Annotated in this window: 16 protein-coding genes; all 16 read left to right on the top strand. The window is 67.9% G+C overall.

What is annotated here, in order from left to right; genetic code table 11:
• Nucleotides 1–106: 106 nt before the first annotated feature.
• The 16 genes from hisS (at nt 107) to A9K58_RS08880 (ending at nt 17467) form a co-directional block, all read left to right on the top strand.
• Nucleotides 107–1501 carry a histidine--tRNA ligase gene (gene hisS, locus A9K58_RS08955; protein ID WP_065199056.1) on the top strand — a complete coding sequence of 465 codons (1395 nt, stop codon included), beginning with the start codon at nt 107–109 and terminating at the stop codon, nt 1499–1501.
• A 244-nt stretch (nt 1502–1745) separates the two neighbouring features.
• On the top strand, nt 1746–2069 hold the full coding sequence (locus A9K58_RS08950) for a YerC/YecD family TrpR-related protein (RefSeq protein ID WP_065199055.1): 324 nt from the start codon (nt 1746–1748) through the stop codon (nt 2067–2069).
• A gap of 34 nt (nt 2070–2103) precedes the next feature.
• On the top strand, nt 2104–3015 hold the full coding sequence (hisG, locus tag A9K58_RS08945; protein ID WP_065199054.1) for an ATP phosphoribosyltransferase: 912 nt from the start codon (nt 2104–2106) through the stop codon (nt 3013–3015).
• Nucleotides 3012–4307, top strand: coding sequence for a histidinol dehydrogenase (hisD, locus tag A9K58_RS08940; RefSeq protein WP_065199053.1), 1296 nt, complete (start codon nt 3012–3014; stop codon nt 4305–4307). The genes hisG and hisD overlap by 4 nt, the downstream gene beginning before the upstream one ends.
• Nucleotides 4304–5395 (top strand): histidinol-phosphate transaminase, encoded by a 1092-nt coding sequence (gene hisC, locus A9K58_RS08935; RefSeq protein ID WP_065199052.1) that lies wholly within the window; start codon nt 4304–4306, stop codon nt 5393–5395. The genes hisD and hisC overlap by 4 nt, the downstream gene beginning before the upstream one ends.
• Nucleotides 5392–6465: a bifunctional histidinol-phosphatase/imidazoleglycerol-phosphate dehydratase HisB gene (hisB, locus tag A9K58_RS08930; RefSeq protein ID WP_065199051.1), complete on the top strand. Its 1074-nt coding sequence runs from the start codon at nt 5392–5394 to the stop codon at nt 6463–6465. Before hisC ends, hisB begins: the two co-directional genes overlap by 4 nt.
• A complete protein-coding gene (gene hisH, locus A9K58_RS08925; protein ID WP_065199050.1) occupies nt 6462–7064 on the top strand; it encodes an imidazole glycerol phosphate synthase subunit HisH in 603 nt (200 codons plus the stop codon). Before hisB ends, hisH begins: the two co-directional genes overlap by 4 nt.
• Nucleotides 7061–7795 (top strand): 1-(5-phosphoribosyl)-5-[(5-phosphoribosylamino)methylideneamino]imidazole-4-carboxamide isomerase, encoded by a 735-nt coding sequence (gene hisA, locus A9K58_RS08920; RefSeq protein WP_065199049.1) that lies wholly within the window; start codon nt 7061–7063, stop codon nt 7793–7795. Before hisH ends, hisA begins: the two co-directional genes overlap by 4 nt.
• Nucleotides 7789–8565: an imidazole glycerol phosphate synthase subunit HisF gene (hisF, locus tag A9K58_RS08915; RefSeq protein WP_065199048.1), complete on the top strand. Its 777-nt coding sequence runs from the start codon at nt 7789–7791 to the stop codon at nt 8563–8565. The genes hisA and hisF overlap by 7 nt, the downstream gene beginning before the upstream one ends.
• On the top strand, nt 8555–9175 hold the full coding sequence (gene hisIE / locus A9K58_RS08910; protein ID WP_065199047.1) for a bifunctional phosphoribosyl-AMP cyclohydrolase/phosphoribosyl-ATP diphosphatase HisIE: 621 nt from the start codon (nt 8555–8557) through the stop codon (nt 9173–9175). The genes hisF and hisIE overlap by 11 nt, the downstream gene beginning before the upstream one ends.
• A gap of 126 nt (nt 9176–9301) precedes the next feature.
• Complete coding sequence (locus A9K58_RS08905; RefSeq protein ID WP_065199046.1) at nt 9302–10891, top strand: calcineurin-like phosphoesterase C-terminal domain-containing protein; 1590 nt, start codon at nt 9302–9304, stop codon at nt 10889–10891.
• Nucleotides 10892–10927: 36 nt separating this feature from the next.
• Entirely contained in the window at nt 10928–11212 is a 285-nt protein-coding gene (locus A9K58_RS08900) for a hypothetical protein (protein WP_065199045.1), read from the top strand.
• 84 nt (nt 11213–11296) lie between these two features.
• A complete protein-coding gene (locus A9K58_RS08895) occupies nt 11297–12319 on the top strand; it encodes a glucokinase (RefSeq protein WP_065199044.1) in 1023 nt (340 codons plus the stop codon).
• A 51-nt stretch (nt 12320–12370) separates the two neighbouring features.
• Entirely contained in the window at nt 12371–13369 is a 999-nt protein-coding gene (locus A9K58_RS08890; protein WP_065199043.1) for a glycosylasparaginase, read from the top strand.
• Complete coding sequence (locus A9K58_RS08885) at nt 13366–14103, top strand: copper homeostasis protein CutC (protein ID WP_065199042.1); 738 nt, start codon at nt 13366–13368, stop codon at nt 14101–14103. The genes A9K58_RS08890 and A9K58_RS08885 overlap by 4 nt, the downstream gene beginning before the upstream one ends.
• A 406-nt stretch (nt 14104–14509) precedes the next feature.
• Nucleotides 14510–17467 (top strand): TonB-dependent receptor plug domain-containing protein, encoded by a 2958-nt coding sequence (locus A9K58_RS08880; RefSeq protein ID WP_065199041.1) that lies wholly within the window; start codon nt 14510–14512, stop codon nt 17465–17467.
• The last annotated feature ends 113 nt before the right edge of the window (nt 17468–17580 follow it).

The raw sequence follows: 17580 nt of genomic DNA, 5'->3' as shown, positions 1-17580 counted from the left end.
GCGGGGAGGGCCTTATGATACTTCAAGCGGCCGTTCGACCCTGCCCAGGGCGGGAGCGCTAGAATGTCGCCCCCTCCCACGTCCCGTTCCTGCAGGAGTCCCGTCCGTGATCAAGCCCCGTACCCCGCCCGGCACCCTTGAACTGCTGCCGCGCGAGCAGATTGCGTTCCAGCGCATGCTGGACGTGATCCGCCGCAATTACGAGCGCTTCGGGTTCCTGCCTGTGGAGACGCCGGTGTTCGAGCTGTCCGACGTGCTGCTGACCAAGTCCGGTGGCGAGACCGAGCGCCAGGTGTACTTCGTGCAGTCCACCGGCGCGCTGGCCAATGCCGCCGAATCGGGCGACCGATCGCTGCCGGAAATGGCGCTGCGCTTCGACCTGACCGTGCCGCTGGCACGCTATGTGGCCGAGCACGAACACGAGCTGACCTTCCCGTTCCGGCGCTACCAGATGCAGCGCGTGTACCGCGGCGAGCGTGCCCAGCGTGGGCGCTTCCGGGAGTTCTACCAGTGCGACATCGACGTGATCGGCAAGGACAGCCTGAGCGTGCGTTACGACGCCGAAGTGCTGGCGGTCATCCATGCGGTGTTTTCGGAACTGCGTATTGGTGACTTCAGCATCCAGCTGAACAACCGCAAGCTGATGCGCGGCTTCTTCGAAAGCCTGGGCGTGGCCGAGGGCGAGCGTCAGCTGGCGGTGCTGCGCGAAGTGGACAAGCTGGACAAGCGCGGCGCCGATTACGTGCGCGAGACGCTGGTGGGCGAGGGCTTCAACATCCCGGCCGAACAGGTCGAGAAGATCCTGGCATTCGTCGCCGTGCGGTCACAGGGCCACGCTGATGCGCTCGCGCAGCTGGCCGCACTTGAGACGGGCGCGGCGGCGTCGGAGACATTGCGCACCGGCGTGGCCGAGCTGCGCGAAGTGCTGCAGCTGGTGCAGGCGCTGGGCGTACCGGAAAGCGCGTATTGCCTGAACTTCTCCATCGCCCGTGGCCTGGATTACTACACGGGCACCGTCTACGAGACCCTCCTGACCGACCACCCGCAGATCGGCTCGATCTGCTCGGGCGGCCGTTACGAAGACCTGGCCAGCCATTACAGCAAGTCGAAGTTGCCGGGTGTGGGTATTTCCATTGGCCTGTCGCGCCTGTTCTGGCAGCTGCGCGAAGCCGGGCTGATCGACGGTATCGAGGCCAGCAGCGTGCAGGCACTGGTGGCGTTGATGGACGAGCAGGGCATGGCGCAGTCTCTGGACATCGCCCGCCGCCTGCGCGCCGGTGGCATCAATACCGAAGTGCAGATGGAGCCGAAGAAGATCGGCAAGCAGTTCCAGTATGCCGCCAAGGCCGGCATCCGCTTCGTGGTGCTGGCGGGTGAGGATGAGCTGGCGCGTGGCGTGGTGGCGGTAAAGGACCTGCTGCGCGAGCAGCAGTTCGAAGTCTCCCGCGACGAGCTGGCCAGCACCCTGCAGGTCGAGCTGGAACAGTCGAAGGTAATGTAATGGTCCGTTGGTCGTAGACCGGATCCACGAAACGCCCACCACCCGGTGGGCGTTTTCGTTTCCGACCCCTGCCGTCCCGACAGCTCGCGGCCAGCTGTCGAAGGCGGGGTGGGTCCGGAACCCCGCTTTGCCGCTGCTCCGGCCTCTGCGGGTGCAGGGCAGCAGCCCTGCCGCCCCCTCAACCCCCCATTTGACGCGCTGCGCAAGAATGCGCTAATGTACTAACGCGCTATTACATTGATGCATGAAGACGCCCCCCGTGAAAGCCCGTCCCGATATCACCGCCAAAGACCCGCAGGCCGACCTGGAAGCCCTGGCCCAGGCCTTTGCCGCCTTGCGTGAGCCGGCCCAGGTGCTGGCCTTCCTGCGCGACCTGTGTACCCCGGCCGAGCTGGAAGCCATGGCCGACCGCTGGAAGGTGGTGCCGCTGCTGCAGCAGGGCGTGCCGTACCGTGAAATCCACGAGCGCACCGGCGTCAGCGTCACCACCACCGGACGGGTGGCGCGAACGCTCGAACATGGCCATCGAGGCTATGCCGCTGCCATCGACCGCCTTGCTTCGCGCTGATCCGCGCCCCGTTCCGAACTCAGAGACCTCCCCCATGAGTGCAACCCAGGCAGCGCCGGCACGCGACCGGCTGCGTATCGCCATCCAGAAGAGTGGCCGGCTGGCCGAGCCCGCCCGCAACCTGCTCAGCGCCTGCGGCCTGAGCTGGCGCGAAAGCCGCGACAAGCTGTTCTGCTACGGCGAATCACTGCCGGTGGACCTGTTGCTGGTGCGCGACGACGACATCCCCGGCCTGATCGCCGACGGCGTCTGCGACCTTGGCATCGTCGGTCGCAACGAACTGGATGAGCAGGCGGCGGCTCGCCGCCAGATCGGGCTGCCCGATGCCTACCAGGCACTGCGCGGGCTGGGCTTCGGCCAGTGCCGGCTGATGCTGGCGGTGCCCGAGGAATGGCAGTGGCAGGGTCCGGCACAGCTGGCCGGCACCCGCATCGCCACCAGCTATCCGGCCATCCTCACGCAGTGGCTGGCCGAGCAGGGCGTGGACGCGCAGGTGGTCGAACTGTCCGGTTCGGTGGAAATCGCCCCGCGCCTGGGCACCGCCGACCTGATCTGCGATCTGGTCTCCAGCGGTGCCACGCTGCGCGCCAATCAGTTGACCCCGGTCCACAACCTGCTCGACAGCGAGGCGGTGCTGGCCGGTGCGGTGCGCGTGCCGGATGATGCGCGCGCGTCACTGCGCGCAATGCTGCTGCGCCGCCTCGATGGCGTGGTACAGCGCCAGGATCGCAAGCTGCTGATGTTCCGTGCCAGCGAGGACCGCGTCGCCGCGCTGTCGCAATTGCTGGCTGATGCCGAGCCGCTGGTGCGGCTGCCGGCCGATGGTGGTGCGTTGCGGCTGCAGACCATGTGCCCCGGTCCGCTGAGCTGGCAGCGCATGGAAGAACTCGAGCGCGCCGGCGCGCAGGGCCTGATGGTACTGAGCGTGGAGCGGTCGCTGGCATGAACCGCCTGATCTGGTCCCGACTTGATGAGGCCGCGCGCAGCGCGGCGCTGACCCGCCCGGTGCAGACCGTGGCGCAGCAGACCCGCGACGCGGTGGCTACGCTGATCGCGCAGGTGCGTGCGCAGGGCGACGATGCGCTGCGTGCGATCACCGCACGTTTCGATGGTGTCGAGCTGCTTTCCTTTGAAGTGTCCGAGGCCGAGTTCGCGGCGGCCGAAGCCACCGTGCCTGCGGAACTGCGCCAGGCGATGGTCGAAGCGGCCGAGCGCATCGCCCGCTTCCACGCCGCCGGCATGGGTACCGGCTACGCCGTGGAAACCGCGCCGGGGGTGGTCTGCGAACGCATGCTGCGTCCGATCGGACGGGTGGGCCTGTACGTGCCGGCCGGCAGTGCACCGCTGCCGTCCACCGCGTTGATGCTGGGCGTCCCGGCGCAGCTGGCCGGCTGCCCGCAGGTGGTGCTGTGCACGCCGCCGCGTGCGGATGGCAGCGCCGATCCGGCGGTACTGGTGGCGGCGCGCCTGACCGGTGTGCAGCGTGTGTTCAAGCTGGGCGGCGCCCAGGCGATCGCCGCGATGGCCTATGGCACCGCCAGCATTCCTGCCTGCGACAAGCTGTTCGGGCCGGGCAACAGCTTCGTGACCGAAGCCAAGCAGCAGGTCGCACAGGATGGCGCCGCCGCCATCGACATGCCGGCGGGCCCTTCGGAGGTGCTGGTGATTGCCGACGCCGGCGCCAATCCGGCGTTCGTGGCTGCCGACCTGCTGTCGCAGGCCGAGCATGGGCCGGATTCGCAGGTGCTGCTGTTGACCGACGCTGCCGCGATGCTGGCCGCGGTCGAAGCCGAAGTGGAGCGCCAGGTGTCCTTGCTGCCGCGCGAGCAGATCGCGCGCCAGGCCTTGTCGGCGTCGCGGCTGATCCAGGTGGATTCGTTGGACGAGGCCTTCGCGATCAGCAACCGTTATGCGCCCGAGCACCTGATCCTGGCCCTGCGGGATCCGCGCGCGTGGCTGGACCAGGTGCAGGCGGCCGGGTCGGTGTTCCTGGGCGATTACACCCCCGAGGCACTGGGTGACTACTGCAGCGGCACCAACCACGTGCTGCCCACCGCGGGTGCCGCGCGTGCCTACAGCGGGGTCAGCGTGGCCAGCTTCCAGAACCTGATCAGCGTGCAGAGCGCCAGCGCCGCGGGACTGGCGGCAATCGGCGGCTGCGCGCGCATCATCGCCAGCGCCGAAGGCCTGGATGCGCACGAGCGTGCCGTGGCCCTGCGCATGGAGGCGGCAGCATGAGCGCGATTGACGACGTGCTGGCACTGGTGCGTCCGGATCTGCAGGCGTTCGCCGGCTACAGCTCGGCACGCAGTGCCGCGGTGCAGGGCGAAGTCTGGCTGAATGCCAACGAATCAGCGTGGGCCAATCCGGCCGATACCACCGGCAGCAGCCGGCGCTATCCGGAACCACAGCCGTTGGCACTGCGCGAAGGCCTTGCCGCGCTGTATGGTGTACAGCCGCAGCAACTGCTGGTCGGCCGCGGCAGCGACGAGGCCATTGACCTGCTGGTCCGCGCACTGTGCGTACCGGGGCGCGACGGCGTGCTCGTCACCTCGCCGGTGTTCGGAATGTATGCGGTCTGTGCGCGCCTGCAGGGGGCGCCGTTGATCGACGTGCCGCTGGTTGATACCGGGGAGGGCCTGCGCGCCGATCTCGATGCGGTCATCCGTGTGGCGAAGGCGCAGGGTGCCAAGCTGGTGTTCCTATGCGCACCGTCGAACCCGGCCGGCAGTGACATCGCTCTGGAGGAGATCGAGCGCGTGGCCGTCGCCCTGCGTGGCCAGGCGCTGGTGGTAGTGGACGAGGCCTATGTGGAGTACGCGGGGCGCGCGTCGGCCACCACGTTGCTGGCCGCACATGCCAACCTTGCGGTACTGCGTACCTTGTCCAAGGCGCACGCACTGGCTGCTGCCCGTATCGGCACCCTGATTGCCGCTCCGGAGCTGATCGCCGTGCTGCGCCGCTGCCAGGCACCGTACCCGGTGCCGACACCGTGCGCGGAGCTGGCGGTACAGGCGTTGCAGCCCGCCGCGCTGGCCCGTACCGCCGAACGCGTGACCACGGTGGTTGCCGAGCGCGAACGCCTGTGCGCAGCACTGGCCGACCTGCCCGGCGTGCGTCGCGTATACCGCTCCTCCGGCAACTACCTGCTGGTGCGCTTCGCTGATGCCCAGGCCGCGTTCGATACGCTGCTGGCCGTAGGCGTGGTGGTTCGTGACCAGCGCGCCGCCACCCAGCTCGGCGACGCGCTGCGCATCAGCATCGGCAGCCCGGAAGAGAACGACCGCGTGCTTGCGGCCCTGTCGGCACGGAGGGCCGCAGCATGACCCCGATCCTGTTCATCGACCGCGACGGGACCCTCATCGAGGAGCCGTCCGATTTCCAGATCGACGCCTACGAGAAGCTGCGCTTCGTGCCGCAGGTGATCCCGGCGCTGCTGAAGCTGCGTGATGCCGGCTACCAGTTCGTGATCGTCACCAACCAGGATGGCCTGGGCAGCGACAGCTATCCACGCGCCAGCTTCGACGGCCCCAACGACTTGATGCTGCAGGTCTTCGAAAGCCAGGGCATCACCTTCCGTGACCTGCTGATCGACTGCAGCTGGCCGCAGGACAATGCGCCCACGCGCAAGCCGGGCATCGGCTTGATGACCGCCTACCTGCAGGACCGCAGCATCGACTGGGCCCGCTCCGCCATGGTCGGCGACCGCATCACCGACCTGCAGTTCGCCGACAACCTCAACATCCGTGGCTTCCAGCTGCGCACCGAGCAGTTCGGTGGTGAGTGGGACTGGCCGGGCATCGCCCACGCGCTGGCCGACGCGCCGCGCACCGCGGTGGTCCAGCGCAACACCAAAGAGACCCGGATCCGCGTCGAACTGGACCTGGATCGTGCGGGTGATGCACGCATTTCCACTGGACTGCCGTTCTTCGACCACATGCTGGAACAGATCGGCAAGCACGGCGGCTTCGCCCTGGATATCCGGGCCGAGGGTGACCTGCACATCGATGAGCACCACACGATCGAGGACACCGGCCTTGCCCTGGGCCAGGCACTGCGCGAAGCGCTGGGTGACAAGCGCGGCATCGGCCGCTACGGCTTCACCCTGCCGATGGACGAGACGCTGGCCAGCGCCGCGCTGGACTTCAGCGGCCGCCCGTATTTCGTGTTCGAAGGCGAGTTCAAGCGCGAGCGGGTGGGTGACATGCCCACCGAGCTGGTGCCGCATTTCTTCCGCTCGCTGTGCGATGCCAGCGGCCTGAACCTCAACCTGCAGGTGCGTGGCGACAACGACCACCACAAGGTCGAGGCGTGCTTCAAGGCGCTGGCGCGCGCGCTGCGTCCGGCGCTGGCCCGCCAGGGCACGGCACTGCCGAGCACCAAGGGGGCGCTGTGAGCGATGTTGCGCTGATCGATGCCGGCGGTGCCAACCTGGGCTCGGTGCGCTACGCCCTGGAGCGCCTGGGCGCGACGGTCCGGCTGGTCCGCGATGCGGACGGTCTGATCGGTGCGCAGCGGGTGATCCTGCCGGGCGTCGGCGCCGCCGGTCCCGGCATGCAGCGCCTGCACGCGCAAGGCCTGGTGGAACCGTTGCAGCGTCTGGAGGTGCCGCTGATGGGCATCTGCCTGGGCATGCAACTGCTGTTCGAGCGTTCCGAGGAAGCGGGCGTGGAGACACTGGGGTTGATTCCCGGCGTGGTACGCAAGCTGGTGCCGGCCTGTGGCATCCGCGTGCCGCACATGGGCTGGAACCGCCTGCTGCCGCTGCGCGAATCGCTGCTGCTGCGCGGCTTGCCGGAGCGCGCCAGCGCCTACTTCGTGCACAGCTATGCGGCGCCGCTCAATACCCATACGGTCGCCGCTTGCGACCATGGCGGCCTGTTCACCGCCGTGGTGGAGCAGGGCCGCTACTACGGTGCACAGTTCCATCCCGAGCGCTCCGGTGAGACCGGTTCGTTGATGCTGCGCAACTTCCTTGAGGGCACTGCTGCATGAGTTTCGTCGTCTACCCCGCGCTGGATATCCGCGATGGCCGCGTGGTGCGGCTGCGCCAGGGCGACTATGCGCAGGAAACCTCGTATGGCGACGATCCGTTGCCGCGTGCGCAGGCCTTCGCCGCGCAGGGCGCACAGTGGATGCACCTGGTCGACCTGGACGCCGCCCGTGCCGGTGGCTACACCCTGGCGCCGCTGCTGGCGGCGATCCGTTCACACACGCCGCTGCAGGTGCAGACCGGCGGTGGCGTGCGCGGACGCGACGATGTGGCGCGCATTCTCGACGCTGGCGCCGGCCGCGTGGTGGTCGGTTCATTGGCGGTGCGTCGCCCCGACGAAGTGGTTGGCTGGCTGCAGGAGTTCGGTGCCGAGCGCATCACGATCGCGCTCGACGCGCGCCAGGATGCGCAGGGGCAGTGGCAGCTGCCGGTGAACGGCTGGACCGAGAACGCCGGGGTGACCCTGGATGATCTTGCCCAGCGCTACGCGCGCGCCGGCATGCGCCATCTGCTATGCACCGACATTGCCCGCGACGGCATGCTGGCCGGGCCCAACATCGGCCTCTACCGGCACCTGTCGGGCTTGTTGCCGGGGGTGGCGGTGCAGGCGTCCGGTGGTATCCGCGACGTGGCCGATGTGGCCGAGGCGCGCGGCGCCGGCTGCGGCGGCGCGATCCTCGGCAAGGCGCTGCTGGAGCAGCGCATGGACCTGGCGGAGGCGCTGGCATGTTGAGCCGCCGCATCATTCCCTGCCTGGATGTGCGCGATGGCCGCGTGGTCAAGGGCGTGCGCTTCCGCGACCACGTCGACATGGGCGACATCGCCGAGCTGGCACAGCGCTACCGCGACCAGGGCGCCGACGAACTGGTGTTCTATGACATCGGTGCCAGCCCCGAGGCGCGTTCGGTCGACGTTGCCTGGATCGAGCGCATCGCGCGGCTGATCGACATCCCGTTCTGCGTGGCCGGTGGCATCGACAGCGTTGAAACCGCGCGTCGCGTGTTGTTCGCGGGCGCCGACAAGGTGTCGATCAATTCGCCGGCGCTGGGTCGGCCGGAGCTGATCAGCGAGCTGGCCGACGAGTTCGGTGTGCAGTGCGTGGTGGTGGGTGTCGATTCGGTTCGCGAAGCCGATGGCCAGTGGCGGGTGCGCCGCTTCAGCGGCGACCCGGACAGGACCCAGGCGGTACCTTTGCGCACCCTGGACTGGATCGTCGAGGCGCAACGGCGGGGCGCCGGTGAGATCGTGCTGAACTGCATGGACAGCGATGGCGTGCGCCGCGGCTACGATATCGCGCAGCTGCAGCAGGCGCGGGCGCTCTGCCAGGTGCCCCTGATCGCTTCCGGTGGCGCTGGAGCGATGGAGCACTTCGCGCAGGCCTTCGACCAGGCCGACGTCGACGGCGCGCTGGCCGCCAGCGTGTTCCACAGCGGTGCCATTGCCATTCCGGAGTTGAAGCGCTACCTGCGCGGGCAGCAGATCGAGGTGCGGGATGTCTATTGAAGTGAGGCCGTCTCTGGGCGCGTTGCAGGCGCTGGACTGGGGCAAGGGCGACGGCCTGCTGCCGGCAGTGGTGCAGGACGCCGATACCCTGCAGGTGCTGATGCTGGGCTATGTCAGCGCCGAATCGCTGGCGGCCACGCTGGCCATCGGCCACATGACCTTTTTCAGCCGCAGCAAGCAGCGGTTGTGGACCAAGGGCGAGCAGTCCGGCAACGTGCTGGTGGTGCAGTCGATCCGTGTCGACTGCGACGCCGATACGCTGCTGGTGATGGCGCGCCCGGCCGGGCCGACCTGCCACACCGGTGCCGAGAGCTGTTTCGACCAGGCGCCGAAGGATTTCCTGGGTGGGCTGGGCCAGCTGGTGGCCATGCGTGAGGCGCAGCGCCCGCCCGGCAGCTACACCACCAGCCTGTTCGAAGGCGGCATCCGCCGCATCGCGCAGAAGGTGGGCGAGGAGGGCGTGGAAACCGCCCTGGCGGCGGTGGCGCAGGACGACGAGGCGCTGCTGGGCGAGGCCTCGGACCTGCTCTATCACTTGCTGGTGCTGCTGCGCGCGCGCGGGCTGTCGCTGGATGATGTGCGTGCGGTACTGGAAAAACGCCATCGTTGAGGAAGGCGTGCGGAGCAGCGCTCCGCATCCACCTGTAGAGCCGAGCCACGCTCGGCTGTTTTTCTTGAATGCAGCCGAGCATGGCTCGGCTCTACAATACCGGGTCCCTTTCTCCGGATCCCGCCCATGAAATTGCCTGCCGCCTGGCTGTGCTGCCTGTTGCTGACTTCGCCGGCCTGGGCCGCGGACACCGTGGTCAGTGGCAAGGTCTATCTGGAGCGTGACGGCAAGCCGGGCCGCGGCGCGACCGATCCGGGCCTGGCCGGAGTGCAGGTCTCCAACGGCGAAGTGCTCGTCAAGACCGCCGCCGACGGCAGCTACAGCCTGCCGGTGCGCGATGGCCAGACCGTGTTCGTGATCAAGCCCGATGCGTATTCGTTCCCGAAGGCGGTTGACGGCCTGCCGTCGTTCTGGCGCCATTACCGCCCCAATGGCTCGCCGGCGCTGAAGTACGGTGGCATCGCCGCCACCAGCGAGGCCACCCGCAACTGGGACTTCGCCCTGCAACCGGACCGCCATGACAGCCGTCGCGGCTTCCAGATGCTGGTCTTCACCGATTCGCAGACCGCCAGCCTGAAGGATGTCGGCTACTACCAGCAGTCGATTGTGGCGCCACTGGTCGGGCAGACCAAGGCGCGGCTGGGCACCACGCTGGGCGACATCGTCAACGACGATCTGACGCTGTACCCGGCGATCAACAAGGTCACCACCGGGATCGGCGTGCCATGGTTCCATGTGCCGGGCAACCACGACCTTGATTTCGATGCGGCCAGCGATGAACACTCGCTGGACAGCTGGCGCAATATCTACGGGCCGGACACCTATGCGGTGGAGGAGGGTGGCGCCAGTTTCGTGTTCCTGGATGACGTGGTGTACGACCCGAAGGCCAAGCCGAAGTATGTCGGCGGCCTGCGTGAAGACCAGTTCGCCTTCCTCGCCGGCTACCTCAAGGGCCTGCGCAGGGACCGCCTGCTGGTGCTGGGCATGCACATCCCGCTGTTCGACGCGGCGCCGGGGCGCGAGACCTTCCGCCACGCCGACCGCCAGCGCCTGTTCGACCTGCTGAAGGACTTCCGCAACGTGCTGGTGCTCAGTGGCCACAGCCACACCCAGCAGCACGTCTACCATGGCGTGGCAGAGGGATGGCATGGCGACCGGCCGCTGCACGAATACAACGTCGGCGCCAACTGCGGCGCGTTCTGGTCGGGCGTGAAGGACGCCGGCGGCGTGCCGGACAGCATGATGAGCGATGGCACGCCCAAGGGCTATGCACTGCTCGACGTGGCCGGCAATGGCAGCTACCGCCTGCAGTACCGCGTGGCGGGCAAGCCGGCCAGCGAACAGATCGGCCTGCACGCACCGAAGGTGCTGCGCCAGGGGGCCTATCCGGCGTGGGGCATCTACGCCAACGTCTACATGGGCGAGGACGCCAGCGTGGTCGAGTACCGTGTCGATGGTGGCGCGTGGCAGCCGATGAAGCAGGTCCGCCAGCCCGATCCGCGCCTGATGGTGGAGAACGTGGCCGATGACCTGGCCGGCACGCTGCGCGGCTATGACCGTTCACCGGAGGCCACCGCTTCGCCGCACCTGTGGCGTGGCGCGCTGCCGACCGACCTGGCGGTGGGCAGCCACAAGGTTGAGGTGCGTTCGAGCCAGCCTGATGGTGCTGTCTTCACTGCTGCCACCAGCTACAGCCTGCAGACCGCCCAGCCCTGATCCGCGGCATTGCCGCACCCGCGAAAGGAACCCCGCATGGATATCCGCTTCATGGCCGGCACCACGCCGGTGACCCTCAGTCGCCACTGGTTTACCGGCGCAATGCTGCTGCAGAGCGCCAGCGAAAAGGTCTGGGTGCAGCATCCGCTGCATCCGGGCACCCACTTCTCGTTCTCGCTGGTACAGTCGTGGCTGCGCCACATCGCCGGGCACGAAGTCCTGGTCGAGCGCACCCGGCCGCTGCTGTTCGCCGGCTTTCGCCCGCAGCGGCTGCGCGTGCTGGTGGACGGCGTGCAGGTGGCCGAACAGGAAGGCATGTAAGCCAACCTGAACCACCGCCGCGCTAGGCAAAGCCGCCCCGATGCCTGAGAATCGGGCCGATTCAATCGATCCAAGCAGGCCAGCGTGACCATCGCAGCAGCGTCTCCGGTTTCCCCCGACTCCGCCCGCGGCGGTCTTCCGCGCAGTCTCGTCGTCGCCGATGTCGGCGGCACCTTCGCACGCCTGGCGCTCGCCGAAACCCAGCCGGGGCAGGCGCCGCTGCTGGGCAGCCATCGCACCTATGCCTGCGCCGAGCACCCCAGCCTGGCTGCGATCCTGGCCGACTTCATCGCCGGCCTTGGCCAGCCGGTGCAGGCTGCGGTCGTCGCCATCGCCGGCGTGCTCGATCGCGATGTGCTGATCAATTCCAACCTGCCGTGGACGGTTTCACTGTCGGCCACCCGCGCCCAGTCCGGGCTGCACGATCTGCAGCTGATCAATGATTTCGAAGCGGTGGCACTGGCCATTCCTTACCTGCAGGCCGACACGCTGGTGCCGTTGAACGGCGACGCCGATCCGGCACAGGCGTTTCCGGCGCTGGTACTGGGTGCCGGCACCGGCCTTGGCGCGGCGTTGCGTTTCGCCGATGGCGAGCGACCGGTGCTGGCCAGCGAAATCGGCCATGCCGCGCTTGGCGCTGGCAATGCGCTGGAGCTGCAGGTGCTGGGCCAGCTGCTGCAGCGCTGGCCGCACGTGGATAACGAGCGTGTGCTGTCGGGCAGCGGCCTGATGAACCTGTATCCGTGCCTGTGCGAGCTGCGTGGCGTCACGCCGGTATGGAGCAGCACCGAGGCCCTGATCGGTGCCGCGCGCAGCGGCGAGGACCCGCTGGCGGTTGAAACACTGCAGGTGTTCTGCGCCTGGCTGGGCAGCCTGGCCGGCGATGCGGCCATCACCGTCGGCGCGCGTTCGGTATACCTGGCCGGTGGCATTTCCGCGCATGTGCAGGACTTCCTGGCCGACGGCCGCTTCCGCGAGCGCTTCCTCAACAAAGGGGTGCTGGCCGAGGTGCTGCGCCAGATACCGGTATGGCGGGTGGAGCATGGCCATCTGGGCGTGATCGGCGCGGCCGTCTGGCATGCCGCGCGGCAGCCGCTGCACGACTGATCGCTGCGACCGGCATCGGGCCGGCCGCGCATTGCAGACTGGGAGGGGAAGATGGTGGATCGCAGGCAGTTCCTGCAGGCCGGTGCGCTGGCCGCAGGCATGGCGGCCTTGCCGGTCGTGCAGGCGCGCACGCAGGGTGGGGCGAGGGTGGTTTCCACCTGGGACTTCGGCGTGCCGGCCAACCAGGCCGCATGGAAGGTGCTGGCGCAGGGTGGCACCGCACTGGATGCAGTCGAAGCCGGTGCACGCTGGGCCGAGAGCGAGCTGTGCAACCCTACCGTCGGCCATTGCGGTAATCCGGATCGCGACGGCGTGCTGAGCCTGGATGCGAGCATCATGGATGGCGATGGCCGTTGTGGTGCGGTGGCTGCGCTGGTCGACATCCTGCACCCGGTCTCAGTGGCCCGGAAAGTGATGGAGAACAGCCCGCACGTGCTGCTGGTGGGCGAGGGCGCGCAGCAGTTCGCGGTGCAGCAGGGCTTCGAGCGCAGGCACCTGCTGACACCGCAGGCCGAAGCGGCCTGGCGCGAGTGGCTGAAGACCGAGAAGTACCAGCCGCAGATCAATGCCGAGCGCCGTGGCATTCCCGGCAACAGCGACAACCACGACACCATCGGCATGCTGGCGCTGGATGCCAAGGGCCATCTGGCCGGTGCCTGCACCACCAGTGGCATGGCCTGGAAACTGCACGGACGCGTGGGCGACAGCCCGATCATCGGTGCCGGCCTGTATGTCGACAACGAAGTGGGTGCGGCCACCGCCTCGGGCGTGGGTGAGGAGATGATCCGCAACGCCGCCTCGTTCCTGGTGGTCGAGCTGATGCGCCAGGGGCGCTCGCCGGCACAGGCCTGCCGCGAAGCAATCGACCGCGTGGTGCGCAAGCGCCCCGAAGCGAGCAAAACATTGCAGGTGTGCTTCCTGGCCATGAACAAGCAGGGCGAGGTGGGCGCCTGCGCGTTGCATCGCGGCTTCGTCTACGCGGTGTGCGATGCGCAGCGCCAGGACGACCTGCGCGATTCGCCGTCGATCTACACGAGCACCCAGGCGTGAGCACGCGGTTCACTCTGGAAATCGCCAGCAACTCGCTGGCGTCGGCGCTGGCCGCGCAGGCCGGCGGCGCCGACCGTATCGAGCTGTTCGACAACCTGGCCGAGGGCGGAACCACGCCGTCGTTCGCCAGCATCGCGGTCGCCCGCGAGCGCCTGTCGATCTCGCTGTTTGTGCTGGTGCGGCCACGCCCGGGCGACTTCCACTACGACGCGCTGGAAACCGAGCTGATGTTGCGTGACATCGCGCAGTGCCGAGCGCTGGGCTGCGATGGCGTGGTGATCGGCGCGCTGGATGTGCAGGGCGGCATCGATCTGGCGCTGTGCCGCGAGCTGGTGCAGGCCGCCGGGCCGTTGCAGGTGACCTTCCATCGCGCCTTCGACGCTGCCCGCGACCTGCCGGCAGCGCTGGAGCAGGTGATCGGACTGGGTTGCCAGCGCGTGCTGACCTCGGGCGGCCAGGTCAGCGCCGAGGCCGGTGCCGATGTGCTGGCGGGCCTGGTCACCCAGGCGTCCGGACGTATCACGGTGATGGCCGGCGCCGGATTGGCCCCGGCCAACATCGCCGCCGTTGCGCGCCGGAGCGGCTGCACCGAACTGCACGCGTCCGCCAAGGGCCTGCGGCGCTCGGCCATGCAGTTCCAGAACCCGGCCCTGCGCGGGCTGGACCCGGACTGGAGCCAGACCAGCAGCGCGACCGTGGCCGCACTGCGGCAGGCGTTGGACGGCGCAGGGTAACCCGCTTCTGCTGTAGAGCCGAGCGCACGCTCGGCTGCTCTTCGCGACCAACCACAGCAGCCGAGCGCAGGCTCGGCTCTACAACGACCCGCTGCCGGCCGCACGCGACGACGCGGACAAAACCGTTCCGCGCGCGATTGTCGCGATGGTGTCATCGATTCGTGCGCTGTCCCCTCAGCGATGTTTCGCAACCCTTTGATTCTCATCGATACCGGCAGCCGATAGCGGCATGCCGCGGCCCGTTGTTGCGTCGCCGCATGCCCGGAGCGGTTCAGCCGTGCTTTAGTTTGGATCGATCCACAGGGGAGGTGCCGGATCGGTCCAGGACCGATCCCGGTGCCTGGATCCGTCGTAGTGCCGCGCCACCACCCGTCCGTGCGTCCACCCTTCCGAAGAGCAACCACCCATGGCTCAGCCCATCCGCAAGCGTCGTCACCTGCTGTCCCAGGCCCTGGTCCTGGCCCTGTTGCCCCTGGCCGCCGGCGCGCAGGAAGCCGCCAGTTCGTCCACGAAGGATCTCGATGCGGTCACCGTCACCGGTTCGCGGATCAAGCGCGCCAGTGTCGAAGGCCCGGCGCCGGTCAACGTGATCACGGCACAGCAGATCCAGAAGGAGGGCTTCGTCAGCGTGTATGACGCGCTGAAGACGCTCACTGAAGCGACCGGTACCGTCGAAGCCGCCTCGCAGTGGGGCTCGCACACGCCCAATGCCAGCGGGCTGAACCTGCGCGGGATGGGGCCGAACCGCTCGCTGCTGCTGGTCAACGGTCGGCGCGTAGCGGACTACCCATTGCCTTATGGCGGTGAAACCAACTTCTCCAACTACGGCAACATCCCGGCCGCGGCGGTGGAGCGCATCGAAGTGCTGACCGGTGGCGCGTCGGCTATCTATGGCTCGGATGCGATCGCCGGCGTGGTCAACGTGATCCTGAAAACGAACTACGACGGCGACGAAGTGCGCGTGCGCGGTGGCACCTCCAACGAAGGTGGCCGCGATACCTGGGATCTGTCCTGGGCCGGCGGCAGGACCGGTGACAACTGGAGCGTGACCTACGCGCTGCAGTACACCAAGCGCGATCCGCTGTTCGGCCGCGACCGGCCGCAGATGGACGACGCCGACGATGCACCGTACCCCTCCTGGAACATGGAGCAGCGCAAGGTTGGCTTCCGTCCCACCTCGGGCCTGGCATTGATCGACCCGACCAACGGCCAGCGCCTGGCACCGCCTGCCGGCACCTGCGAGAAGTTCGACGGCGAGTACTACACTGCCGATCGGCTGGTCTACAACTACGCCGCCAACACCATCACCAACACCGGCCGCCTGTGTGGCATGAGTGCCGACTACGCCAACTGGCTGCTCACCGGCGGCGCCGAGAATGTTTCCGGCAACCTGTATGCCACCTTCGATTTCAGCAGCGACCTGCAGGCCTGGACCAACCTGGCGGTGTACCGCTCCGAAGCGATCTGGGGCACCAATCCGCCCAGCGTCTCGCTGATCGACGATGACAACGGCTACTACTGGGATGCCAACCGCAACCGCCCGGTGCTGGGCGTGCGCCAGTTCACCCCGAACGAGGTCGGCGGCCTGGATACCCTGCGCAACACCAATCGTGAACTCTCCTGGGACTGGAGTGCCGGCCTGCGCGGCCGCCTCGCCGACCGATTCGACTGGAGCGCGACGGTGGGGCGTTCCTACTATCGGGTGGAAGAGCGGCAGAACGTGGTGGACGAGCAGAAATCGTACGACTTCTTCCTCGGCCCGCGGCTGGGCACTACCGCCGATGGCGAGGCGATCTACGCACTGAACGAATCGCGCTGGTGGAATCCGATCAGCCCGGACCAGTACTGGCAGATGGGCACGGTGGCCAGGAACCGCGCGTCGTCGTGGGTCAACCAGGCCTCGGCGGACATCACCGGCGAGCTGTTCCAGGGCTGGGCCGGCCCGATCTCGTTCGCTGCGGTGGCCGAAGTCGCGCAGCAGGGCTACCACCTCAGTCCCGATCCGCGCGCCGGCATCGACTTCGACCTGCAGAACGTCGATCGCGGCGGTGGCGAGCGCACCCGCTATTCGGCAGGTGTCGAGTTCAAGATTCCGCTGCTGGAGAGCGTGACCGCCACGGCGGCAGCGCGTTATGACCGCTATGGCAACTACAAGGCCGACGACAGCAGCGAGGCGCTCGATATCGGCAGCCAGAAGGAAACCACCTGGAACGTTGGCCTGGAATGGCGCCCGGTCGAATCACTGCTGGTGCGGGGCTCGTATGCCACCAGTTTCCATGCGCCGGACATGCATTACCTGCTGGGCCAGCCGAGCAGTTCCGAAGTGCTGACCCATGACCGCCTGCGCTGCATCCAGAGCGGTGCCTACCTGGTCAACAACTGTGGCGTGGGCAACACCGACGTCTGGTATGCCTTCGACGTGAACCGGCGCGGCACGCCGCTGCTGCGTTCGGAGACCGGTGATTCGTGGACCGTGGGCATCGTCTGGGACGTGATGCCGAACCTTTCGGTGAGTGCGGATTACTGGGCGATCAAGCTGGAGGACATGATCGTCGACGTTGGCGCCGACGAGGTGCTCGCCAGCGAAGCGGGCTGCCTGACCGGCAAGAACATGGACGGCACGCCGTGGGCCAATCCGGCGGGTGGCGAATACTGCGCTGGCATCCTGGCCCGCGTGAATCGTGACAGCAATGGCCGGCTGGTGTCGATCGAGCGCGGCCCGTTCAACCTGGCCAGCCGCGAGGTGCGCGGCATCGACCTGACTGCGCGCTACCGCCTGGAGACGGCGCAGTGGGGCAGCTTCCAGCTGGGCCTGAACTACACCAACCAGATATCCACCAAGGAACAGCGCTACGCCGCGGACCCGAACCCGGAGCGCCGCGACCGCGACCTGCGCAGCAAGCTGCGTGCAAGCCTGGCCTGGCAACGCGGCAACTGGAACGCCAACGTCTATGCCGACCGCATCGGTTCAGTGCCGGGCGTCCGTTACCACTGGGGTACCGACCGCCTGGACAACCCCGGCGGCTGCCTGCCGTTCGCCGACGGCTACGTGCCCAGCGACAGCCCGTCGTTGAACTGCCTGGAGCCGGCGACGCGTCCGGACGGCTCACCCAATCCGAATCCGAATGCCGGCCAGCAGACGGCGCGCTACTACGGGCGGGTCGGGCCGTTCATCACCTGGAACTTCAACCTGGGCTACCAGCTGACTGAACGCGCCAAGGTCAATGTCTATGTCAACAACGTGTTCAACTCGGCCAGCTGGAACCACAAGGACCCGTACAAGCTGGACTACGACTTCGCGCCGACCCGCCTGCTGAGTGCGGTTGGTCGCGAGTTCGCGCTGGAGTATGTATTCACCTTCTGAGCGCGACAGCGGTGGCGCCGGGGCACGTCGCGGCGCCACCGAAGCAGTGGGGTCATGCCTCCGTGTGGATGCGGGGCTCGTTCAGGATTCCCGGATGGATAGATTTGACCTTC

Origin of the sequence: Stenotrophomonas maltophilia (assembly GCF_001676385.1) — a bacterium.
GTDB classification, from domain to species: domain Bacteria; phylum Pseudomonadota; class Gammaproteobacteria; order Xanthomonadales; family Xanthomonadaceae; genus Stenotrophomonas; species Stenotrophomonas maltophilia_J.
The sequence above is the reverse complement of the archived record's forward strand: the minus strand, read 5'-3'. Positions and strand labels throughout refer to the sequence as shown.